This is a genomic window from Clostridium sp. (assembly GCF_036569345.1).
Taxonomy (GTDB): domain Bacteria; phylum Bacillota; class Clostridia; order Clostridiales; family Clostridiaceae; genus Clostridium_AD.
Genome location: NZ_DATCQT010000150.1, coordinates 1 through 23,255 on the forward strand (window position 1 = coordinate 1; position 23,255 = coordinate 23,255).

The window sequence follows — 23,255 nt, forward strand, 5'->3', positions numbered from 1 at the left end:
CCGATATTATGATGTGCTGTTTTTCACTCAATGTAATCATCTCCATTCCCCCTCTTATGATGTTCAATCATAAGAAAGTTTACATTAAAGTGGGGGATATTTCAATTAGAATAGTGGGGTACTTTTAGATTAACATATACACTTATCCTTTGAAGCAATATAATTGTAGTACCCAGATCTAGACACTCCCGATAATTCACATAAGTACTTGATTGAATTTTGAAAGCTAAATTTTTTAATTTTTTTAACAATTCTACCTGTGACTCAAGTAACTTAATTTTAGCTTCTTGCCTTTCAATTATTTCCTGTGGTGTTAATTCCCGAGCAAGGGGACGTCCAGAAAGACCTTTTCTAGTATCTGTTAAGCCAATTATCCCATTTGCTTTATACATTGCTTTCCACCGGCATGCAGATTGTTCAATACGTTTCATCCCAATGATCTCCACATCAAAACTATTTTCTATAAAAATATCCCTGGGTAATTTACCGGACATATATTCATCAATGAATAAGCGCTTAAATTCATCTGTATATGTAATGGCTTTTTCACTTACATTAAGAACATTTTTATTTTTTTGAAGCTTTAGCATACTCATTTATGAAAACAAAATTTTACTCATAATTCTACCTCCAACTATATATTTAATTATACAAAAAAGCACCTATAGCTCAAACATTTTTTTTCTAAGTGTCTAACCTATAGGTACTAGTTTAGAAGGTTCTCCTGCGTGCCTCCCAATAAGAGATTGAAATTGGGAATTTGATTAAGAAATTCTAGTCTTTTGAAAATATAAAATTATCTGCCTCTGGGTCGTTCTCAGGGGGACATAACAATTATTAATTGTTATGTCCTTACACTCGACGTCCTGTCTCGGGATCGCTCGCCTTACGTCCTGTGAGGCTCACGAGAATTTTATATTGGCAAAAGAAGAATTTCTAGATCAAATTTAAATAAAAGATACTAAAACTATTATCAAAGACATATTAACATTAACTTCATATTATGGTAATATTAACATATAAGGAAGTTAATAGAATGAAATATGAATATTCCACAGTAATAGTCAAAATATTTTCTTTTGATAGTTTAGATATCCCTAAAAAAATAATTAAAGGGAAATAGAATAATATGTTGAACTAATACATCATAAATATTAAAGAAGGCATAAAAATAATACATTCTATGATAAAAAAACATTGATAAACCAGACTATTATATAAAACGTGATTATACCAATATTTTAATGCCTTATTTTTTATAAGATTAAGTCATTTAGATTGGAGGGAAATTATGAATATTATTAAGAATGATATTAATAAAGCTATTAATGTAGAATTATTAGGTGGATCAAAAACAAAATTAAAAAATCAGAAGGATTATATATTAAGAGGTTGGAAAAGATGTGTAGAATCTGGAATAAGTCCTTTTGAAGTAAAATGTGCCAAAAAATATGAAGGGAAAGAATTAGAGACTATACTTTATAAAAATATTAAACTTATATATTATGCTAAGCCATATATGGAAGATTTATATTCATTTGTTAAAGGAACAGGTTTTACAGTAGTTTTAAGTGATGCTAATGCATGTATTCTTGAACTAATGTGTGATAATTATATAATTGAAAATTCAGAAGATAAAATTAATTTTGTTAAGGGCGCTGTGTGGGATGAACTATATGTTGGTAATAATTCTATTAATACATCATTAAAAGAGGGAATACCTATTCAAATTTCTGGGGATGAGCATTACTGTATCATGAATAAGGATTGGACATGCTCGTCAGCACCAATTAGAAAAGAAGGAAAAATCATTGGAGCTATTGGTGTTAGAGGCTATATGGCTGGAAGTCATGCACATACACTGGGTATGATAGTAGTTGCTGCAAAAGCAATTGAAACAAGAATAGAGATTGAGCATACAAAAGCTCAATTAAAAATCAAAAATAAATTCCAAAATGCTATAGTAGAGTCTTCTTCAGATGGAATTTTGACAATAGATGCGAGCGGAATTGTCACATCTATTAATACTAGTGGGGCAGAAATTCTAGAAGTAAATAGGGAGAATTCTATAGGTAAGCATATTAGTAATATTGTGGATTTTGATCCAGTAATTTTAAATGTTCTGAAAAGTGGGAAAGGTTATGTAGACAAAGAGTTTATTTTGAAAAATAGAAAGGGTACCAAGTTTCATTTTATAAAAACAGCAACTATAATAAGAGATGGACATGGAAATATAATTGGGGTTGTAGATACTTTTAGAAAAATAAAAAGGGTTCAGACTATGGTAACAAAAATGGTTGGTGCATATGGAAAATTTCATTTCGATGATATAATTGGGAGCAGCAATATTATAAAGGAAAGTATAAGACTTGCTAAAATTGCAGCAAAAAGTTCTTCTACCATATTGGTGCAAGGGGAGTGTGGAACGGGGAAAGAGCTTATTGTACAATCTATTCATAATGCAAGTAGTAGAAAAAATGAATGCTTTATTTCAATAAACTGTGCAGCCATACCAAATGAACTTATTGAAAGTGAATTATTTGGATATAATGAAGGTTCCTTTACAGGAGCATTAAAGGGAGGAAATCCTGGTAAATTTGAACTTGCAAAAGGAGGAACTATATTTTTGGATGAAATAGGAGATATGCCTCTTTATATGCAGGCAAAGCTTTTACGTGTACTACAGGAAAAACAGATAACAAGAATAGGTGGAAATGATGTAATTGATATAGATGTAAGAGTAATTTGTGCAACAAATAAGGAATTATTTGATGAATGTAATAAAGGCAACTTTAGAAGGGACCTTTATTATAGGGTAAATGTTCTTAATATTTACTTGCCACCTCTTAGACTAAGAAAAGAAGATATAAAAGAAATAGTATATTATTTCATAAGCAAAATGAATGTAAAGATAGATAAAAGTATCAAAGCAATTTCTGATGAAGCTATGGAATATATTATGAACTATGAATGGCCTGGCAATGTACGGGAACTTGAAAATTGTATTGAAAGAGCAATAAACCTTTGTCAAGGCGATATTATAGGCTTGAAGGATCTTGCAACTAATATTAGGGAAAAGAAAAGAATAACTAATTTAGAAAAAGACTTGTTTAATGATTCAATACCATTAGGTAAAAATCCCAGTGAGGATAAACTTGAAAGTCTTGAAACCATTGAAATTAAGGAAATCAAAAAAGTTTTATATATAATGGATGGGAATATATCAAAAACAGCTAATGTTTTAAAGGTAAGTAGAAATACATTATATAATAAGATGAAGAAATATAGCTTGAAGATGTAATATCTAAAAATTTTATACTGCTCAGAAAATTAGCAGTACTCAAAATATTGACACTTTTATGTGAAATATTTGAGCAGTGCTTTTTTTAATATAAAAAATTAATTCGATTATTACTCTTTCAAATAAAAAGTAAAAGCCAGTAGCTCATATAACTAGGTATTGCTGAGTAATGTTTTACGTATTTTATCTAAATCAAAAATACTTGGCACTCTACTTGCTAATATTATATTGTAACAAAGAAAAAGTAAGGAGTTGAGGTTGCTTTGGTAGAATTAGACAAGTGTTTAACAACAAGTTTTTATAAAACAATGGTTGAAATTAGAACTTTTGAAGAAAACATTGAAAGACTGTTTTTCGCAGGAGAAATACCAGGTTTCGTTCACTTATACATAGGTGAAGAAGCAATAGCTACAGGGGTGTGTGCAAACTTAACAAAGAAAGATTATATAGAAAGTACTCACCGAGGACACGGACATACAATTGCAAAGGGAGCAGACATTAAAAGAATGATGGCTGAAATATATGGCCGTGAGACTGGTTTTTGTAAGGGAAAAGCTGGGTCAATGCATATTGCAGACTTTAGTGTAGGTATGCTAGGAGCAAATGGTGTTGTTGGCGGTGGATATAATTTGGCTGTAGGGGCTGCCCTTGCCATTAAATACCAAAAGAGAAAGGATGTTTCGGTAGTTTTCTTTGGAGATGGTGCATCTAATAGAGGCACTTTTCATGAAGCAGCAAATTTTGCATCTGTTTTTAAACTTCCAGTAATTTTTGTTTGTGAAAATAATGAATGGGCATCAACTACGCCATATAAAACAACTACATCTGTTGATAATATAGCAGATAGAGCTGTTGCTTACGGTATGCCTGGCATTATAGTCGATGGTAATGATGTATTTAAGGTTTATAAGGTAGCACAAGAAGCTGTTGAAAGAGCAAGACAAGGCGGCGGACCGACATTAATAGAGGCTAAAACTTATAGGGTTAAGGGACATTTTGTAGGAGATCCAGAAATGTATAGAACAAAGGAAGAAGTTCAAAAACGTTTTATGGAAAATGATCCAATTAAGAATTTTGAAAAAGAGGCGTTAGAGAATAATCTGATGACAAGGGAAGAAATGGACGCAATTAAAGTAGCAGCAGATAAGACTCTTGTAGATGCTATAAAGTTTGCAAAGGATAGCCCATTCCCAGACCCATCAGAATTATATGAAGGCTTATATGTATAGAAAGGACGTGAATTAATTGAGAGAAATAACATTTTCAGAGGCAACACGAGAGGCAATGACACAGGAAATGACTAGAGACGATAAAATATTTATAATGGGTGAAGATATAGCAAGGCAGGGTGGAATATTTGGCCAATTTAGAGGACTTCCACAAAAATTTGGTACTGAAAGAGTGTTAGATACTCCCATATCAGAAACAACAATAATTGGTGCTGCTATTGGAGCTGCATTAGCAGGAATGAGGCCGGTTGCTGATATGCATTTTGCGGATTTTATGGGTATTGCTATGGATGAATTTTTTAATCAAATGGCGAAAATTAGATATATGTTTGGTGGTCAATGTATGCTTCCACTCGTAGTAAGAGCGCCAGATGGTCTATCAATTCAAGGTGCAGCGCAACATTCACAAAGTATTGAAGCATGGTTTATGCATATTCCTGGTCTTAAGGTTGTTGCACCATCAAATCCTGCAGATGCAAAAGGACTTTTAATAGCTGCATTGAGAGATAACAATCCTGTTATATATTTCGAAAATAAAATACTTTATAAACAAAAGGGGCCTGTACCTGAAGGAGATTATGTAGTTGAAATAGGAAAAGCGAATGTAGCCAGAGAAGGAAAAGATGTAACTATTGTGTCTTATTCAATTAAGATGCAACAAGCATTTGAGGTCGCTGATATATTAGAAAAGGAAGGAATAAGTGTAGAAGTTATAGATCTTAGAACTATATCCCCTATAGATAAAGAGACAATATTAAAATCTGTTAAGAAGACTCATAGATTTGTAGTTCTTCATGAGGCTGTAAAACAAGGTGGGGTTGGAGCAGAGTTATCAGCAATTGTAGCAGAAGAGGCTATGGATTATTTAGATGCACCAATAGTAAGAATTGGTTCTCCATTTACTCCAGTACCTTTTGCACCAACACTTGAAAACGAATACAGAATAAAAACAAATGACGTGGTAGATAAAATAAGAAAAATGTTCTGAATTAATTAAGCTCCTCTGATAAGGGTAACAGGTAAAACAGGGGAGTTCAATTAGATTTTCTAAAGAAAGGAATACTATTACTGAGGGGGGTAAAAAATGGCAAGTGTTGTGGTTATGCCTAAATTAGGTCTAACAATGACCGAAGGAACTATTTCCGGATGGTATAAAAAAGAGGGAGAGCAAGTTAAAACTGGCGAAAACCTATTTGATGTTGAAACAGATAAAATGACAAATCAAATAGAAGCAACTGAAGATGGTTTTTTAAGGAAAATTATAGTAGGTGAAGGCAGTTCTGCTGATGTAACAGCTCCAATTGCTATAATCGGTAGTAAAGATGAGGATATATCAGGTTTATTAATAGAAGACAATAAGGTAGAAGAAGTAAAAGAAGTAACCAATATACAAGTAAAAGGAGAAAATATAGGAATAATACAGAACAATAAATCGGGTTACATTAAGGCGTCTCCTATGGCAAAGAAATCTGCTAATGAAAATAATATTGACTTATCTCTAGTAAAAGCTACTGGATGTAGTGGAAACATAGTACAAAAGGATGTGGATATGTATCTTGAACAAAATAGAATAAGAATTACTCCAACAGCTGCAAAAATGGCTAAAGACTTTAACGTTAATGTAAAGGATATTGATTCAACAGGAAGGATTATGAAAGAAGATATATTAAAAGCATTGGATATAAAAGGAGAAACTTCATTCGTTAAAGTTACTGATGTGGATGAAAGGGTTAGACCGTCAAATATGAGAAAAATAATTGCAGATAGAATGATCAAAAGTTGGAATATATCTCCAAAAGTAACATATAATATCGAAATTGATGCATTAGCAATGAAAGAATTTAGAGAGAAACTTAAGGAGAGTTTTAAAGCAGTAAATGCTAAATTAACTTACAACCACATATTAATGAAAATTGCGGCCAAAAGCTTAAATGAATTTCCATATATCAATGCTAGTTTTGATGGTAAAGAAATAATACTGCATAGATCTGTAAACATTGGACTTGCAATAGCTATTGAAGACGGACTTATGGTTCCCAATATAAAAAATGTTCAAGATAAATCTCTTCTCGATATAGCATTAGAAACTGAAGAAATAATTAAAAATACAAAATCAAATAAGCTTAGTCTTGATGCTGTAAGTGGTGGAACATTTACGATAAGTAATTTAGGAATGTTTGGCATGGATACGTTCTCACCTATAATAAATCAGCCTGAATTAGCAATACTGGGTGTAAACGCAATGGTTGATAAAGTAGTTGTCATTAACGGTGAAATAGTGATTAGACCAATGATTAAGTTAAGTTTAACCGCAGATCATAGAGTTATTGATGGTGCTATGGCAGCAAAATTCTTAAAGAGATTTGCGGATATTGTTAAAAATCCTTTGTTACTACTAATGTAAAAAATATAATAAAGTAGTAGTAAAGAGTTGAAATCATTGTTTAAGTCAATTTTTTATATGTTTTAAGGAGGTCTTAAACTTATGTCTCATGTAGTTACTATGCCCAAACTAGGGCTTACAATGACTGAGGGTAAAATATCGAAATGGATAAAAAATGAAGGAGATTTAGTAAAACGTGGAGAGCCTATATTTGAGGTTGAAACAGATAAAATGACAAACACAATTGAAGCAATAGAAGGTGGTGTTTTAAGAAAGATAATCGTAAAAGTTGGAGAAACTGCAAAGGTAACAGAAACTGTTGCAATTGTGGCAGGAGAAAGTGAAGATATATCTGAATTATTACCTGAGGTCGCAATTAAAATTAAAACAATTGAAAAAGAAAATGTCTTTAAAAAAAGTAATGATACATCAGGAAAAAATGTCTTAGTTATAGGTGGAGGACCTGGTGGTTACGTAGCTGCAATTAGAGCGGCTCAGCTAGGGGCTAAAGTTAAAGTTGTAGAAAAACAATGGCTTGGAGGTACTTGCCTTAATGTTGGATGTATACCAACTAAAGTACTTCTACATACTGCTGAGATATTAAAGGAGATGAAACAAGCAGATTTATTAGGGATATGTGTAGAAGGAAAAGTTGATGTAGATTGGACATCTTTACAAAATAGAAAAAAAGTAGTTGTAAAGAAACTTGTAAACGGAATTGAGTATCTTCTTAAGGCTAATAAAGTTGAAGTAATTAAAGGTAGAGCATCTTTTATAGATATGAATACCATTCTGATAGATAAAGAAGATGGGTCATCGATGAAAACGGTTGCGGATAGTATTATTATTGCAACGGGATCAGAACCTTTTATACCTCCAATTAAAGGATCGGATTTGGCAGATGTAATTGACAGTACTGGTGCATTATCTTTAGAAAAAATCCCTGAAAGTATTGTTATTATAGGTGGAGGCGTTATTGGAACTGAATTTGCAACAGTATTTAATAGCTTAGGTTCTAAAGTTACAATAGTTGAAATGCTACCATATATACTTCCTCCCATTGATAGAGAAATTGGAGAGTTAACTAAAAAAACATTGGTTAAGAATGGAATAATTATTTATAACGAAGCTAAGGTAACGGGTATTGAACAAGGTGAAATAGGTATCATAGTTACAGTTTCATTAGATGGCAAGGAGATGAAAATTGAAGGAGACAAAGCTCTTATCTGTGTTGGAAGAAGGGCTGTATCAAAAGGATTAAATATAGAAAATGCAGGCGTTAGCCTAAATAGAGGCAATATCGTGGTGGATAAGACCATGAAAACAAATGTTGAAGGAATATATGCAATTGGCGATGTAACGGGGATTAATATGCTTGCCCATGTAGCATCAGAGCAAGGAGTAGTAGCTGCTGAAACCATAATGGAAATTGATACAAAAATGGATTATAAAACAGTACCAGCATGTGTTTACACAAAACCCGAAATTGCAGCAGTAGGATTAACAGAAGAACAGGTAAAGAAAAGAGGAATAGATTATAAGGTTGGAAAATTTTCACTGGTTGGAAACTCAAAAGCAGTAATTATGAGTGAATCTGAAAATACTGTTATAAAAATTATTACGGATAAAAAATATGGCGAAATCCTTGGAATGCACATATACGGACCTAGAGCTACTGATCTTATAGCAGAGGGTGCATTGGCTTTAAGACTAGAAGCTACTGTTGATGAATTAATATCAACAGTTCATGCTCATCCAACAGTTGGAGAGGCTGTTAAAGAAGCGGCTCTTGCTGTAAACAATATATCAATACATCAAGTAAATAGATTTTAATGTAAATTCATAAGCCAACTGCCTCTACGAAAGTAGAGAGTCCTAATATTTAAGGAGGAATAATCAATGACTATTACTGGAAGTGTTACTAAAAGGAAATATTTAAACATTCTCTTACCACTCTTTATTGGATCAACCCTAGCATATCTTGACAGACTAAACATTTCATTTGCTGCATTAACTATGAATAAAGACTTAGGGTTTACTGCTGAGATTTTTGGAATGGGTGCAGGGATTTTATTTCTGGGTTACGTATTATTTGAAATACCAGGTACTATATTTGCTTCGAATAGAAGCCCGAGTAAATGGCTAGTCAGAATTATGCTAACATGGGGCATAGCGTGTAGCAGTATGACATTTATTCATACTGCAGGTCAATTCTATTTTGTGCGTTTTTTAATTGGTGCTGCAGAAGCTAGTTTTTATCCTGTTTGTTATGCTGTTATTATCCCTCGTTGGTTTAACGCCAAGGAAAGACCTAAGGCAATTTCAATAATGTTAATTTCTCTTCTTACTTCCAATATTATAGGTTCACCTGTGGCTGGAGCATTGATAGGTCTCTCATATTTTGGGCTTCAGGGTTGGCAGATGCTGTTCTTATTAGAAGGAGTTTTGGCTTTCATTTTTGGAATTATCCTTCTTTTCTGGTTGAAGGATTGGCCAAAAGATGTAAATTGGATGACTGAAGAAGAAAAGAAAACTAGAATGGAAGAATATGAGCAAGAGATTGTTTTGAAAAATTCTGTTAAAAAATTTACTATATGGCAGGCATTAAGCGATAAAACTGTACTTAAGTTATGTCTGATATACTTTCTGTGGATTAGTGGTTTCTGGGGGTTTGGATTCTGGTTGCCAACAGTATTAAAGTCAGTTTCTAAATTGGGCAATTCAAGTGTAAGTTTCTTAATCATTGTTCCAATGTGCATAGCAGCGTTTTTCTTTGTAATGAATGGCAAACTTGCCGAAAAGTCTGGAAATTTAAAACCACATATAGCTATTCCAATGTTTATTGGTGCTTTGGGTATGATAGCAGGAACGATGACTAGTAACCCAGTATTAAGCTTTATATTTACTTGTATAACTTGTGTAGGAGTATATGTAGGAATGGGCGTTTGGTGGTCAGTACCAACAACATTTTTGTCAGGCTCAGCAGCAGCTGCGGCTACTGGTTTAATAAATTCAGTTGGAAATATAGGTGGTTGGGTTGGTCCTTATTTAGTTGGATATAGTAAAACACAAACTGGTTCTTATCATATAGCTTATGTAATTTTGGCTGTTTCAATGGTACTTTCAGGTATCTTGATGTTGACACTTAAGGATAAAAAGTCTGAAGCTGTATCAACAGAAAAAAATACATTAAATCAATAATTATAAAATTAAATTGGCACTGTAATAAGTATTTACGGATTATTATGGTGCCTAAAATTTATAAGGAGTGTTTAAATATGAAAAATATTGGTTTTTTAGGTTTGGGGCTAATGGGTCTTCCTATCGCCATAAATGTTGTTAAGGGAACAGGACAGTCAATTCTTGGGTTTGACGTCATGCAGGATAAAAAAGACCGTTTTAAGGAGGCTGGGGGTACCCCCGTAGATGACCCCATGGAAATCTACACTTCTTGTGATATTATATTCACGTCTCTTCCGACTCACGCTATTATCATTAATTCAATCGAAGGAGCCATAAAAAACGGTAAGCCTGGAAACATCATTGTTGATTTATCATCTACTGCTCCCAATATAGTAACTAAGCTCAATGATGAGGCCCAGGAAGCAGGGATGGAGCTTCTAGACTCTCCTATTAGTGGTGGAGAACCTGGTGCAAAGAATGGAACTCTCGCCATTATGACAGGAGGTAATAAAGAAGCCTTTGACGAAGTATTGTCTATTTTAGAATGCATGGGCAAACCGGTCTATACCGGACCTTCTACGACCGGTAGTATTACAAAACTGGCCAACAACCTTATCGCCGGCGCAATGCTTGTAGCAATTGCAGAGGGATATGGTTTTGCCGCAAAAGCCGGGCTTGACCCAGAAGTGCTTTTTAGAGCTACGAGAACTGGTTTTGTTGGAGGCCCATTGTATGACGATAAAATTCCAAAGCTTATCAACAGAAATTTTGAACCTGGTGCAAGAATTGCCGTCCATCGAAAGGATATTATAAACGCAAAGAATTATGCTCATGAACTCGGTATTGACCTTCCTTTGACCGATGTGGTACTTAACGTTATGGACTGGATGGATGATAATGGAATGATAAACATAGACCAAATCGGAATGGTCAAGTATTATGAAAAGAAAATGGATACTGTGGTGCAGAAAAAACACTGAATCAGAATGTGATTAATAAAAACTTACTTATGGAAGTTAAATTTTAAAAACAAGTGAAAGGACTTAATAAATTTGGATACGAAAGTGTTAACCATAGATGAATGCAATATAAATAGATTGGAAATAGAGGAATGTGGTGAAATTTTAAGAAATGGTGGACTAGTTGCTTTTCCTACAGAGACAGTTTATGGATTAGGTGGAAATGCACTAGACCCAAAGGCTGTTAAAAAAATATTTAAAGCAAAGGGAAGGCCACAAGATAATCCTCTAATAGTTCATATAGCTGATTTTGAGAGTCTAAAGCCTTTAGTAATAGATATTCCTAAGGTTGCATATGAAATTATGAATAAGTTTTGTCCCGGGCCTATAACAGTAATACTTAAAAAGTCTTCAGTAATACCTTCTATAACGACTGCAGGGCTTGATAGTGTAGGAATAAGGATGCCATCTAATAATATAGCAAGACAAATTATCAGAGCAGCGAAAGTACCTATAGCGGCTCCATCTGCAAATATTTCAGGAAGACCCAGCCCAACAGATGTTGAAAGGTGTATTGAGGATTTAGATGGTAAAATTGAATGTATTGTAGCAGGAGAAAAGTGTAGTGTCGGAGTAGAATCTACAATAGTAGATTGCACAATATATCCTCCATGTATATTAAGACCCGGGGGTATAACCGTTGAAATGTTAAAAACTATTGATAGTAGTATATATATAGATTTAGCTATAATGAAAAAACCTGATAAGGATTTTAAACCTAAGGCACCAGGTATGAAATATAGGCATTATGCACCTAAGGCAGCAGTAAGAATTATTCAAGGAGATTTGAAAAAAACTACTCTAAAAATAAATGAAATAGCTAAATATTATCTAGACCAAAATAAAGTAGTAGGCATAATGGCAACAGATGAAACTTTAAAAGAATATAAAAATTGTGTTGTTATTTCTTTAGGTAGTAGAAAAGAAATTAGTAGTATTGCTAGAAATTTATTTGAAACTTTGAGAAGTTTTGATGATAAAAAAGTTGATATAATACTTTCCGAAGCTTTTGAAGAGAATGGCGTAGGAATAGCAGTAATGAACAGGCTTAAGAAATCAGCAGGTTTTGATATTATTAATGTATAAGTAAAAAGTAATTAGTACGATAAAAAATAAAGGAGATAGATGATAGTGAAAGCATTAGTAAAAACATTACCAACTCCAGGCTTAGAATTTATCGAAATTAAAAAACCTGTGCCTAAAAAAGGAGAAGTTCTAATAAAAGTTAGAGCTACAGCACTTTGTGGGACAGATATGCATATTATAGATTGGAATCCATGGGCACAAAATGCACGGATTAACCTTCCGTTAATTCTTGGACATGAATGTTGTGGTGAAATCGTTGTAATAGGGGAAGATGTTAAGGGATTCGAGATTGGGGATCATGTAGCTGTTGAAACTCATATTCCATGTGGAGTTTGTTTACAATGTCAGATTGGTGAACAAGATATATGTAATAATCTTGAACTATTTGGTGTTAGCAAAGATGGATGTTTTGCAGAATATACAGTTGTACCAGCAATTTGTGCAAGAAAAATACCGAAAGAAATCCCTTTTGAAATTGGCGCAGTATTTGAACCATTAGGAACCTCATTTAGAGCTGCTTCCAAATGTGAAGTGGCTGGGAAAAATGTGGCTGTTATAGGTTGTGGTCCTATGGGATTATTTGCAGTGGCCTCAGCTTTATATATGGGAGCAGCTAAAGTAATTGCAATGGATGTTAGCAATTCACGTCTTCAAATTGCTAAAAAAATGGGTGCTACCATAATAATTAATTCTTCCACGGAAGATGTGGTACAAATCGTTAAGAAGTTTACAAACGGTTATGGGGTAGATGCTATAATTGAATGCTCAGGAAATACAGGAGCAATAAACCAAGGGTTTAAGTATTTAAGAAAAGGTGGGAAATATGCTTTAGTTGGCTTGCCGGGCAATAGTATCGAACTTAATCTTGGAAGTGATGTGATTTTTAAGGGTGTAACAATATTTGGTGTCCATGGAAGAAAGATGTTTTCTACATGGTATGCTCTTGAAAACGCTTTAGCTTCCGGTAGATTTGATATATCACCTGTAATAACACATATAATGCCACTTGAAGATTTTGAAAAAGGTTTTGATCTTGCTAGAAAAGGTTTAGCAAGTAAAGTTGTATTTATTCCATAATTCTTATGCCCCTAATCCACTTGGACAAATTAAGCTTAATGGAGAAGGGGCTTTATAATAATTGGCAGCTACTATTAAAATAGAAGGAAGGTTTAAATATATGAAGTATGTGGAAAACAATTCAATAGATCCAAGATATAACTTAGCTTTAGAAGAATATGCTTTTAAAAATTTTGACTTAAAAGATGATTACGTAATTTTATGGAGGAATGGACCATCTATTATTATAGGTAGGAATCAATGTACACCTGAAGAAATAAATAGCCAATATGTTAGTGAAAATAACATTGGTGTTGTAAGAAGAATAACTGGTGGTGGTGCGGTATATCACGACCTTGGAAATTTAAACTTTTCTTTTATAACAAAGGTAAGTAGGTTAGAAAGTATTAATTTTAAAAAATATACTTATCCCGTAATTAATGCTTTAGGTAAATTGGGAGTTAAATGTGAGCTCTCAGGAAGAAATGATTTAACCTTAGATGGAAAGAAGTTTTCGGGAATTGCCCAAAGTATTATAAGTGGCAGATTGTTAAATCATGGTACATTATTATTTAATTCTCAGTTAGATACTTTAGGTAAAGCACTAAATGTAAAAAAAGAAAAGATAGAATCTAAGGGAATAAAATCCGTAAGAAGCAGAGTAACAAACATAAGTGACTATCTAAAAGCAGATTTAGATGTTCTAGGGTTTAGAGACCTTATTTTAAAATATTTATATGAATATGAAAAAAGTCCTATAATAAAATATGAATTAACAAAAGAAGACAAAGATGCAATAAATAAATTAATGCAAGAGAAATATAATACTTGGCAATGGAATTTTGGAAAATCTCCAAAATTTAATTATAAAAATAGTAGAAAATTTGATATTGGAATTTTGGATGTGAGAATTAATGTAGAAGATGGACTAATAAAAAATTGTAAAATGTACGGAGATTTTTTTGGGACTGAGGACATAAAAAAATTTGAAGAGGTTTTAATAGGTATAAGATTTCAAAAAAATGATATCAGTAATATAATAAAGTATATAGATATAACGAGATATTTTGGTAAGATATCAAAAGAAGATTTACTAAGTCTTTTTTTTGAAACGGATACCATAATTAATAGCTATTCTTCTTATGAGATGGTTAGATGAAAATAATATGCTTAGGGGATAGTTTAACTTGTGGGTATCAATTAAAAAAGAAAGATTCATGGCCCTTTATGCTCGAGGAAGAAACGAAAATGCAAGTTGTGGATAAAGGTATACCCGGAGATACGACTACAGGTATGTTATCTAGATTTTATAGAGATGTTATAGATGAAAAACCTACACATACAATTATTATGGGTGGAACAAATGATTTGGTTTATGGTATCCCTCTTTCAATAATCAAAGGAAATTTATCATCATTGGTATTTCAAGCATACCATTATAATATAATGCCGGTTTTAGGGATACCTATACCGATAGTACTGTCAATAGCAAAAGAAAACTTTCAGTTTACGCAAAACTTTGAAGAAGTTAATGAAAAATTAGTAGAATGTAGAGATTGGATTATAAAATTTGCTGCGCTTTCAAATTGTAAAGTAATAGACTTTTATAAGGAATTTAAAGCTAAACAAACCAACCAAGGTAAAGTGGAATATTATAAAGACGGAGTTCATCCAACTATTGAAGGAAATAAAAAAATGAAAAAAACAGTAATTAGTGAATTATTATAAATGCAATATTATCCTTTTTCATACCGATTAAAAGATGGATTATTATAAATCTTAAGTTAATATTAAGATTTTTTTAATCTATATTTAATAATACAGCTTTAATATATATAATATAGGAACTTTTATATATTAGAGGAAGTGTAATACTATGATAATTAATACCCATTTGCTAATATCACAAATCATATATAAGTACATTTCAAAACAGATGGACTTAAAACTAGACAGGCTATCATTTGCATATGGAAACATTGAACCAGATTTGAATAACAAGGATATTAACCATTCGCACACATTAGATAAAAGTTTTGATATTGTGTGTGAATATTCAGAGGAATTGATGAGTGAAAATATTTCAATTAAGGAGTTTTCGAGGCGTTTAGGAGTGATTTGCCACTTTGGATGTGATTATTTTTGTTTATATCACAGAGATGGTAATGAAAAAAAAGGTTTATCTGAACATATATTTTATGAAGTAATTCTACATTTTAAATTACTAGTACTTTTTTTTAGCGGTAAGATAAAGTTGAATTATTATGAAATGAATGAAGATAGTGTAGAAGCTATAGTAATGAGAATACAAAAAAAATACAATTCAGAGGATGAGAGCTTAACGAGAGATATAACCAATTCAATATTTGCTGTTTCACAAATTTCAAAATTACTAGTACATTCAAGTCAGTTGTACTTACAGAAAAATGTAATTAATATGAAAATGAATATTCAAAATTTGAATTAAATATTTATGGCAAAAAATAAGAAAAAACTATGCTAAACATATAATTTAGCATAGTTTTTTTGTTGTAAAATTAGTTTAGAATAACTTAGCACAGCGAAATGCAATTGTAACAATATATACTTTTGCTACCTTTTTTTGATATACCAATATACAGGAAGTCCAACTAATGTTATAACAATTCCTATAAGTGCTTTTGGAGTATCAGTTACAAGCGTACTTATTAGGATGTAAACACCACCTATAATTCCTATTAATGGAACTACTGGGTAGAATGGTACTTTATAAGGTCTTACTAAATCTTTATGTTTTTTTCTTAATATAAAGATACCTGCTACTGCCATTGTGAAGAAAATCCATAAAACAAAGACAACAAGATCAGTTAAGGTATTAAAAGAACCACTAAATATGTATAGACAAGTAAGTACAAACTCAAAAATATAAGCATTTAATGGAGTTTGGTATTTTACATTAACTTTACCTAAAAATTTATCATAAGGTAAAAGTTTGTCTTGGCCCATGGCAAAAGGTATTCTAACTCCTGTCATTAAGTAACCATTTAATGCCCCAAAGATTGAAATGAAAATACCAGCAGAGATAAATAATGAACCGGATTTTCCAAATAAAACTGATGCAACATCAGTAGCTACTTTATTAGAATTTACAACAGACGTTATAGGAACTACGTTTATAATTGCTAAATTAAATAAAACATATACTATTATAGTAATGCCGAGACCTATAATTATTGATTTTGGTATATCTTTTTTAGGATTTTTAAGTTCTCCTCCCATGTTGCTTACACTTACCCATCCATCATATGCCCAAAGTGTTCCAAGCATAGCTGCCCCAAAACCTGCACCAGCTGCCATATTACCTACTGGCAAGGAAAAACTGTGGGCTGTTCCGCGTGCAAGACCTAAAGCAATAATAATAATAATTGGAATTAGTTTTGCAATAGTCGCAACGAACTGAATTTTACTAGCAAGTTTTGTTGATAATACATTTGCAGTGGTAATAATTAGTAACATTAATATTGCAAATAGTTTTTGCGAAAGTCCGCTCATAGGTACAAAGTTAGTAGCTTGAGTTGCTAAAACTATTGCCAGTGCTGCGACGGAACCAGGGACATAAATAACTGTTTGTACCCAGCCAAATAAAAATGCCCATTTTTCTCCATAAAGTTCTTTAAGATAAATAAAAATGCCTCCGGTTTTTGGAATAGCTGATGCTATTTCGGCTATAGTAAGACCAGATGCCATAGTTATAATTCCACCTGCTACCCAAGCAAGTATACCTATGGTTGGAGAGCCAGCATTCTTAAAAACAATTGAAGGTTTAAAGAAAATTCCTGAACCTATAACCATACCTATCACTACAGTAATAGCTTCAAGAAAACCAATCTCTCTTTTTAGTTTTTTTGGCAAATTAATAACAGAATTTGTATTATTTGATACTTTCAAAATAAATCACCCTTTCTTTTGTTATTAATATAATAATGGCAAATTTAGATATAGTCAACAAAATTTTGTCTAAGAAAGTTTTTTTGAAACATATAAATTAAAACATACAAGTTAAAACATCTTCTAAAACTGCATTTGAAAAATAATCAGATATATTAAAGGTTGAAAGTATAGCTTTTACCGAGGGTTCTTCGTGGTTTACGCCTATAAGTTTAGTTTCTATCTCTGAAACATCAAGTTTGCTAAAAAAATCACCATATATTTTAATAGCTTTTATTAGTCCATGATTTACTTCCATATTACATTCAATTGTACCAAATGAAAATTTGTTCTCATTTATGAAGTTATATTTAGGGGAATGACCAAAATTCCACTCCCAAGTAGAATATTTATCGTCGGCTAATTTATTTATCTTAACTAGATCATAAGGAGTAAATTCATACAAGCAATTTGAATTATCCTCTGTAATAACATAGTTCATAATTAATTTTTTAAAATCCATGATAGATAGTGGTTGTTTTAAGTGAGCACTGATATTAGTTACCCTGCTTAATACGGATTTAATACTCTTGTCCTTAAATTTTAATGGTTTAGCTTGTAATGCTTTTGATAAATCAGTGATATTGGATGCAAAAAGCAAGGTTCCGTGATGAAGAACTCTGTTACTAGAATTGTATTGTGCATTGCCTGAAAATTTTTTACCTTCAATAGTAAGATCGTTTCTCCCACTAAATTCTGCATTTATGTTAAGTGAATTTAGAACCTTTAGAATAGGCAAGGTGAATTTTTTAAAATTATTAAAATTTTCTTCACTATTATTTTTAATAAAAGTGAAATTTAAATTACCTAAATCGTGAAAAACAGTGCCTCCACCAGATAATCTTCTTACTACAGGGATATTATTTGTTTTTATGTAGTCTAGGTTAATTTCGGACAGTGTATTTTGATTTTTTCCTACAATGATACTAGGATTATTCTGCCATAACATAAAACATTCTTCTTTAAATTCCTTTAGCATATATTCTTCAGCTGCCAAGTTAAAATAAGGATTTGTATTTGTGTTATTTATATAAAGCATGATAAACCCTCCTCGTTATGAATTTGTTATATATTATAAACTAATGTTTTATTTAATTGAATTATATCCCAAAAATCAGTATAATGAAATGCGAAAGAGAGTAAAAACCATTATAAAGAAAATTGAATATTTTGGATTAATTGTATTGAAATTCTTAAATCCATATAGTACAATTAAATTAAAATATTGTTGTTAAAAATTATATATTATTTAGATGATAATATCGAGAGATATCTATTTAAAGATAGCCGGAGAAGAAATATAGGAAATAGTCATTTTTTATAGAAGCTTTCAGGCAAACATATCGATATTTGATGAAACTCTGGAAAGCCCAATTATTGGCACCGTAGGAGCAATACATTAAAGTAGAAACTCTCAGGTAAAAATACAGAGATACAATGACGTTAGGTTACTTCTATGTCATTGTATCTCTGTTTTTATTTTTTAGATTTACATGTTTTACAAAGTGTGAGGGGGAAATATGGTGGAAAATTTAAAGAAAACGCCTTTATTCAATACTTATAGTGAATATGGTGGAAAAATAATTGAATTTGGTGGATGGGCAATGCCGGTGTTATACTCGGGGATAATTTCAGAACATGAAGCTGTTAGGAGTGCTGCTGGACTTTTTGATGTATCACATATGGGAGAGGTGGATATAAAAGGAGTCGAGGCCTTTGAATTTGTACAAAAATTAGTTACAAATGACGTATCAGTTCTTAAAGACAATCAAATATTATATACTTTAATGTGTTATGAGAATGGAGGAATAGTTGATGACCTTTTAGTATATAAATTTTCTCAAGAACATTTTTATCTTGTTATAAATGCAGGTAATATAGAAAAAGACTTTTTATGGATGCTAAGGAATAAGGGGTCATATGATGTTGAAATCACTAATAGTTCAGATTTAGTGGCTGAAATTGCTATTCAAGGACCAAAAGCACAGAAGATACTTCAAAAGATTATGGATGTAGATTTAAACGAAATTAAATTTTTCTATTTTGAAAAAGATGTTCTTGTGGACGGTATAAAATGTATTGTTTCGAGAACAGGGTATACAGGTGAGGATGGATTTGAAATATACACAACAATTGAAAAAATAGAAAAGTTATGGCATAAACTACTTAAGGTTGGCGCGATAGAAGGACTTAAGCCTGCAGGGCTTGGATGCAGAGATACTTTAAGATTTGAAGCTTCATTACCACTATATGGGGATGAAATATCCCAGGATATTTCGCCACTGGAAGCCGGCCTTGGTTTTTTCGTAAAACTTCAAAAGCAAAACTTTATAGGACGTGAAGCTCTTTTAAAGCAAAAAGAAGAGGGGATTAAAAGAAAATTAGTAGGTTTTGAGATGAAGGATAGAGGTATTCCAAGACATGGATATGAAGTTTTCATTTTGGGAGAAAAAATTGGAGTAGTGACAACAGGATATTTATCGCCTACATTAAAGAAAAATATAGGTCTTGCTTTAATAGATTTTAAATACTCAGAATTAGGTACAGAAATAGAAATTGTTATTAGAGGTAAGTTATTAAAAGCAGAAGTAGTTAGTAAAAAATTCTATAATAAAAATTATAAGAAATAATAAAAAAGAAAAATTAGGGGGACTTTAAATGAAAATATTAAAAGAATTATTTTATAGTAATGATCATGAATGGATAAAACTTGAAGGAAATATGGCATACGTGGGAATTACTGATTTCGCACAACATGCTTTAGGAGATATTGTTTTTGTTGAACTACCAGAGGTAGATACGGAATTTACTAGTGGGGAAGTTTTTGGTGTAATTGAATCTGTTAAAGCAGCTTCGGACATGTATATTCCATTTAGTGGAAAGGTAATAGAGATAAATGAGTCTGTAGTGGATAACCCAGTATTAGTAAGTGAAGATTGCTATGAAAATTGGATGCTTCTTTTAGAAATTACAAATAAAGAAGAATTAAATTCTCTTATGAACGAAGAGCAATATAAAGAATATTGCAGTAAGGAGAAATAATATGTTTCCTTATATTCCTAATACTTTAGAAGATGAAAAATTTATGTTAAAACAAATTGGTGTTTCATCTATACAGGATTTGTTCAAAGACATACCTGATGAGCTGAAATTAGATAGAGAGCTAAATATAAACATGTCTATGCCTGAGATTGAAGTACAAAAACATGTAAAATCCTTAGCTAATAAAAATAAAAGTACTGAGGAGTTAATTTGTTTTTTAGGGGCTGGAGTTTATGATCACTATATACCTTCAATAATAAAACATTTAGTTTCAAGATCCGAATTTTATACATCATATACGCCTTATCAACCGGAAATAAGCCAAGGTACACTACAAGCTATTTTTGAATATCAGACTTTAATATGTGATTTAACAGGACTTGATGTTTCAAATGCTTCTATGTATGATGGGGCTACAGCATGTGCTGAAGCATCGTTTATGGCTGTAGCCCATACAAAAAGAAAATCTATAATTGTATCTAAAACGGTGCATCCTCAAATAAGAAAAGTTCTATATACTTATACAAAGTTCAAGGGAATAGAACTAGTAGAGGTAGATACATTGGATGGAGTTACAGATATTATAAAATTAAAAGAACTTGTAGATAAGGACACGGCAGGGGTTATAGTTCAAAACCCCAATTTTTTTGGAATTATTGAAGATATGACAGAAATACAAAAGATTACTTCTGATAATAAGTCACTTTTAATAATGAGTGTAGATCCTATATCTCTTGCCATATTAAAAACTCCAGGAGAAATAGGAGCAGATATCGTAGTAGGAGAAGGCCAATCCCTTGGAAATAACATGAATTTTGGAGGACCATATTTAGGATTCATGGCAACTACCACAAAACTTATGAGAAAAATGCCAGGGAGGATTGTAGGACAGACCAAAGACATAGATGGTAAAAGAGCATTCGTGTTAACACTTCAAGCAAGAGAACAGCATATAAGGAGGGAAAAAGCAACCTCCAATATATGTTCAGACCAATCTTTAAATGCACTAACTGCTGCAATTTATCTTACTACTATGGGAAAACAGGGATTAAAAGAAGTTGCGTACCAAAGTGCTCAGAAGGCACATTATGCTTTTAATGAAATTATTAAACTAGAAAACTACAAGCCAGTATTTAACAAACCTTTTTTTAAGGAATTTGTAATTAAGGGACCTCAAAGTGCTAATGTTATTAACGAGAAATTATTAGAAAAAAATATAATCGGTGGTTATGATATAGAATCAAATTACCCTAAACATAAAAATACTTTATTATTTTGTGTAACAGAAAAAAGAACAAAAGCAGAAATCGACGGGCTAATAACTGTTATGGAGGGTATAAAATGAAAGAATATAATAAGTTAATATTTGAAATTTCAAGAGAAGGAAGGCGAGGTTATAAATTACCTCCTTGCGATGTAGAAAATATTGATATAAGTAAAATGATACCAAAGAATTTGCTCAGTGAAAAAGAATTACTCCTTCCCGAGGTAAGTGAAGTAGATGTTATAAGGCATTATACACTATTGTCTAATAAAAATTATGGCGTAGATACTGGTTTTTATCCTTTAGGTTCTTGTACTATGAAGTACAATCCTAAAATTAATGAAGATATGGCTTCCATTGAGTCTTTTACTCACATTCATCCTTATCAAAACGTAAAAACGGTACAAGGATCTTTGCAATTGATGTATGAACTTAGTGAGAAACTTTCTGAGATATCTGGAATGGACCAGGTTTCACTTCAACCTTCAGCAGGTGCTCATGGTGAACTTACTGGCCTTATGATTATAAAAGCTTTCCATGAGAATAGGTGTGATTTTAAAAGGAAAAAGATTATAGTTCCAGATTCAGCCCATGGGACTAATCCAGCTAGTGCAAGCGTAGTAGGTTTTGAAATTGTTGAAATTAAATCTAATGAAAAGGGTGGCGTAGACTTAGATAGTTTAAAATCTGTATTAAGTGATGAAATAGCAGGCTTAATGCTAACAAATCCAAACACATTAGGGTTATTTGATGAGAATATTAAAGAAATATCAGATCTGGTGCATGAAGTCGGTGGACTTGTGTATTATGATGGAGCAAATTTAAATGCTATTATGGGCAAAGCAAGACCCGGAGATATGGGTTTTGATGTTGTTCACATGAATCTCCATAAAACATTTTCTACTCCACATGGTGGTGGAGGACCAGGAAGTGGACCAGTAGGAGTAAAAAAAGAACTTATTCAATATTTGCCGGTACCAATAATAGAAAAAAATGATGAGAATTATATTCTTAATTACGATAAACCATTATCTATTGGGAAGATAAAGAGTTTTTATGGGAATTTTGGAGTCCTTGTTCGGGCGTATTGTTACATTCTTTCAATGGGATCTGATGGACTGAAAAAGGCAAGTGAAATTGCAGTGCTTAATGCAAATTATATGAAAAGCAGATTAAAAGACTATTATTATTTACCATTTGATAAAGTTTGCAAACACGAATTTGTTTTAGGCGGTTTAAAGCAGGGATCAGGTGTAGTAACTACATTAGATATTGCAAAGAGACTTTTAGATTATGGGTACCATCCTCCTACCATATATTTTCCTAAAATTGTAGATAATGCAATTATGATAGAACCTACGGAAACGGAAAGTCTTGAAACAATGGATGAGTTTATTGAAGTTATGATAAAAATTTCAGTGGAGGCAGGAGAAAATCCGCAGTTATTAAAGATGGCTCCATATAATACTCTTGTTAGAAGACTTGATGAAGTCAGTGCTGCGAGGCATCCGGTATTAAAATATACTAAATAAGTTTAACTAATTCATCGCAGTTTGAATTTAGGTTTGGGACGTTTCATGGCGCTGAGAACTACTAAAAATTCATGATTTTAAAATTTCTAACGGCCTCCATGCAACTTCCTGTTGCGGAGGCCTGAGGACCGCGTCCTGCGGGCCTCTACGAAATTTTGAAATCATGAATTAAGTAGTTCTAGAGCTTATTCAAA

Annotated in this window: 19 protein-coding genes and 2 riboswitches; of the genes, 16 read left to right on the forward strand and 3 right to left on the reverse strand. The window is 32.1% G+C overall.

All coding sequences use genetic code 11. From position 1 onward, the window contains the following. Nucleotides 1–101: 101 nt before the first annotated feature. Nucleotides 102–596 (reverse strand): HTH domain-containing protein, encoded by a 495-nt coding sequence (locus VIM70_RS14780; protein ID WP_331946542.1) that lies wholly within the window; start codon nt 594–596, stop codon nt 102–104. A gap of 695 nt (nt 597–1,291) precedes the next feature. On the opposite strand from VIM70_RS14780, the gene VIM70_RS14785 reads away from it, so the two are divergent. From VIM70_RS14785 to VIM70_RS14840, 12 genes are all read left to right on the forward strand, one after another. Next, complete coding sequence (locus tag VIM70_RS14785) at nt 1,292–3,301, forward strand: sigma-54-dependent Fis family transcriptional regulator (RefSeq protein WP_331946543.1); 2,010 nt, start codon at nt 1,292–1,294, stop codon at nt 3,299–3,301. Nucleotides 3,302–3,564: 263 nt separating this feature from the next. Beyond that, on the forward strand, nt 3,565–4,530 hold the full coding sequence (locus VIM70_RS14790) for a thiamine pyrophosphate-dependent dehydrogenase E1 component subunit alpha (protein ID WP_414648719.1): 966 nt from the start codon (nt 3,565–3,567) through the stop codon (nt 4,528–4,530). 16 nt (nt 4,531–4,546) lie between these two features. Continuing rightward, the gene (locus tag VIM70_RS14795) at nt 4,547–5,518 is read left to right on the forward strand and encodes an alpha-ketoacid dehydrogenase subunit beta (RefSeq protein ID WP_331946544.1); all 972 of its coding nucleotides are present in this window, start codon (nt 4,547–4,549) and stop codon (nt 5,516–5,518) included. Between the two features lie 96 nt (nt 5,519–5,614). Further along, complete coding sequence (locus tag VIM70_RS14800; protein ID WP_331946545.1) at nt 5,615–6,934, forward strand: dihydrolipoamide acetyltransferase family protein; 1,320 nt, start codon at nt 5,615–5,617, stop codon at nt 6,932–6,934. A gap of 81 nt (nt 6,935–7,015) precedes the next feature. Then, complete coding sequence (gene lpdA / locus VIM70_RS14805) at nt 7,016–8,746, forward strand: dihydrolipoyl dehydrogenase (protein ID WP_331946546.1); 1,731 nt, start codon at nt 7,016–7,018, stop codon at nt 8,744–8,746. A gap of 66 nt (nt 8,747–8,812) precedes the next feature. Continuing rightward, nucleotides 8,813–10,114, forward strand: coding sequence for an MFS transporter (locus VIM70_RS14810; protein WP_331946547.1), 1,302 nt, complete (start codon nt 8,813–8,815; stop codon nt 10,112–10,114). 77 nt (nt 10,115–10,191) lie between these two features. Further along, on the forward strand, nt 10,192–11,076 hold the full coding sequence (locus VIM70_RS14815; RefSeq protein ID WP_331946548.1) for an NAD(P)-dependent oxidoreductase: 885 nt from the start codon (nt 10,192–10,194) through the stop codon (nt 11,074–11,076). Between the two features lie 72 nt (nt 11,077–11,148). After that, nucleotides 11,149–12,201, forward strand: a complete 1,053-nt coding sequence (locus tag VIM70_RS14820) for an L-threonylcarbamoyladenylate synthase (protein ID WP_331946549.1) — start codon at nt 11,149–11,151, stop codon at nt 12,199–12,201. A 45-nt stretch (nt 12,202–12,246) separates the two neighbouring features. After that, nucleotides 12,247–13,278, forward strand: a complete 1,032-nt coding sequence (gene tdh, locus VIM70_RS14825) for an L-threonine 3-dehydrogenase (RefSeq protein WP_331946550.1) — start codon at nt 12,247–12,249, stop codon at nt 13,276–13,278. A 100-nt stretch (nt 13,279–13,378) separates the two neighbouring features. After that, on the forward strand, nt 13,379–14,416 hold the full coding sequence (locus tag VIM70_RS14830; RefSeq protein WP_331946619.1) for a lipoate--protein ligase: 1,038 nt from the start codon (nt 13,379–13,381) through the stop codon (nt 14,414–14,416). Further along, the gene (locus VIM70_RS14835; protein WP_331946551.1) at nt 14,413–14,985 is read left to right on the forward strand and encodes a GDSL-type esterase/lipase family protein; all 573 of its coding nucleotides are present in this window, start codon (nt 14,413–14,415) and stop codon (nt 14,983–14,985) included. The genes VIM70_RS14830 and VIM70_RS14835 overlap by 4 nt, the downstream gene beginning before the upstream one ends. A 148-nt stretch (nt 14,986–15,133) precedes the next feature. Then, on the forward strand, nt 15,134–15,724 hold the full coding sequence (locus VIM70_RS14840; RefSeq protein ID WP_331946552.1) for a zinc dependent phospholipase C family protein: 591 nt from the start codon (nt 15,134–15,136) through the stop codon (nt 15,722–15,724). Nucleotides 15,725–15,849: 125 nt separating this feature from the next. Here the strand turns inward: VIM70_RS14840 and VIM70_RS14845 are convergent, their stop codons facing one another. Both VIM70_RS14845 and VIM70_RS14850 read right to left on the reverse strand, forming a co-directional pair. Continuing rightward, nucleotides 15,850–17,184 (reverse strand): APC family permease, encoded by a 1,335-nt coding sequence (locus VIM70_RS14845; RefSeq protein WP_331946553.1) that lies wholly within the window; start codon nt 17,182–17,184, stop codon nt 15,850–15,852. 97 nt (nt 17,185–17,281) lie between these two features. Next, nucleotides 17,282–18,262, reverse strand: a complete 981-nt coding sequence (locus tag VIM70_RS14850) for a lipoate--protein ligase (RefSeq protein WP_331946554.1) — start codon at nt 18,260–18,262, stop codon at nt 17,282–17,284. Nucleotides 18,263–18,476: 214 nt separating this feature from the next. Continuing rightward, nucleotides 18,477–18,579, forward strand: a riboswitch (glycine riboswitch). A gap of 3 nt (nt 18,580–18,582) precedes the next feature. After that, nucleotides 18,583–18,655, forward strand: a riboswitch (glycine riboswitch). Nucleotides 18,656–18,746: 91 nt separating this feature from the next. Between VIM70_RS14850 and gcvT the strand changes: the two genes are divergently transcribed. From gcvT to gcvPB, 4 genes are read left to right on the forward strand one after another with little or no spacing between them, the layout of a single operon-like run. Continuing rightward, nucleotides 18,747–19,853, forward strand: coding sequence for a glycine cleavage system aminomethyltransferase GcvT (gene gcvT, locus VIM70_RS14855; RefSeq protein WP_331946555.1), 1,107 nt, complete (start codon nt 18,747–18,749; stop codon nt 19,851–19,853). 28 nt (nt 19,854–19,881) lie between these two features. After that, nucleotides 19,882–20,265 (forward strand): glycine cleavage system protein GcvH, encoded by a 384-nt coding sequence (gene gcvH, locus VIM70_RS14860; RefSeq protein ID WP_331946556.1) that lies wholly within the window; start codon nt 19,882–19,884, stop codon nt 20,263–20,265. A 1-nt stretch (nt 20,266) separates the two neighbouring features. Then, nucleotides 20,267–21,610 (forward strand): aminomethyl-transferring glycine dehydrogenase subunit GcvPA, encoded by a 1,344-nt coding sequence (gcvPA, locus tag VIM70_RS14865; RefSeq protein WP_331946557.1) that lies wholly within the window; start codon nt 20,267–20,269, stop codon nt 21,608–21,610. Beyond that, nucleotides 21,607–23,061, forward strand: a complete 1,455-nt coding sequence (gene gcvPB / locus VIM70_RS14870) for an aminomethyl-transferring glycine dehydrogenase subunit GcvPB (RefSeq protein WP_331946558.1) — start codon at nt 21,607–21,609, stop codon at nt 23,059–23,061. The genes gcvPA and gcvPB overlap by 4 nt, the downstream gene beginning before the upstream one ends. The last annotated feature ends 194 nt before the right edge of the window (nt 23,062–23,255 follow it).

Excerpts from the sequence above, each read along its gene's own strand:
- VIM70_RS14780 (WP_331946542.1), bottom strand. The coding sequence starts at position 596 with ATGAGTATGCTAAAGCTTCAAAAAAATAAAAATGTTCTTAATGTAAGT.
- VIM70_RS14785 (WP_331946543.1), top strand. The coding sequence starts at position 1,292 with ATGAATATTATTAAGAATGATATTAATAAAGCTATTAATGTAGAATTA.
- VIM70_RS14800 (WP_331946545.1), top strand. The coding sequence starts at position 5,615 with ATGGCAAGTGTTGTGGTTATGCCTAAATTAGGTCTAACAATGACCGAA.
- lpdA (WP_331946546.1), top strand. The coding sequence starts at position 7,016 with ATGTCTCATGTAGTTACTATGCCCAAACTAGGGCTTACAATGACTGAG.
- VIM70_RS14810 (WP_331946547.1), top strand. The coding sequence starts at position 8,813 with ATGACTATTACTGGAAGTGTTACTAAAAGGAAATATTTAAACATTCTC.
- VIM70_RS14815 (WP_331946548.1), top strand. The coding sequence starts at position 10,192 with ATGAAAAATATTGGTTTTTTAGGTTTGGGGCTAATGGGTCTTCCTATC.
- VIM70_RS14830 (WP_331946619.1), top strand. The coding sequence starts at position 13,379 with ATGAAGTATGTGGAAAACAATTCAATAGATCCAAGATATAACTTAGCT.
- VIM70_RS14835 (WP_331946551.1), top strand. The coding sequence starts at position 14,413 with ATGAAAATAATATGCTTAGGGGATAGTTTAACTTGTGGGTATCAATTA.
- VIM70_RS14840 (WP_331946552.1), top strand. The coding sequence starts at position 15,134 with ATGATAATTAATACCCATTTGCTAATATCACAAATCATATATAAGTAC.
- VIM70_RS14850 (WP_331946554.1), bottom strand. The coding sequence starts at position 18,262 with ATGCTTTATATAAATAACACAAATACAAATCCTTATTTTAACTTGGCA.
- gcvH (WP_331946556.1), top strand. The coding sequence starts at position 19,882 with ATGAAAATATTAAAAGAATTATTTTATAGTAATGATCATGAATGGATA.
- gcvPA (WP_331946557.1), top strand. The coding sequence starts at position 20,267 with ATGTTTCCTTATATTCCTAATACTTTAGAAGATGAAAAATTTATGTTA.
- gcvPB (WP_331946558.1), top strand. The coding sequence starts at position 21,607 with ATGAAAGAATATAATAAGTTAATATTTGAAATTTCAAGAGAAGGAAGG.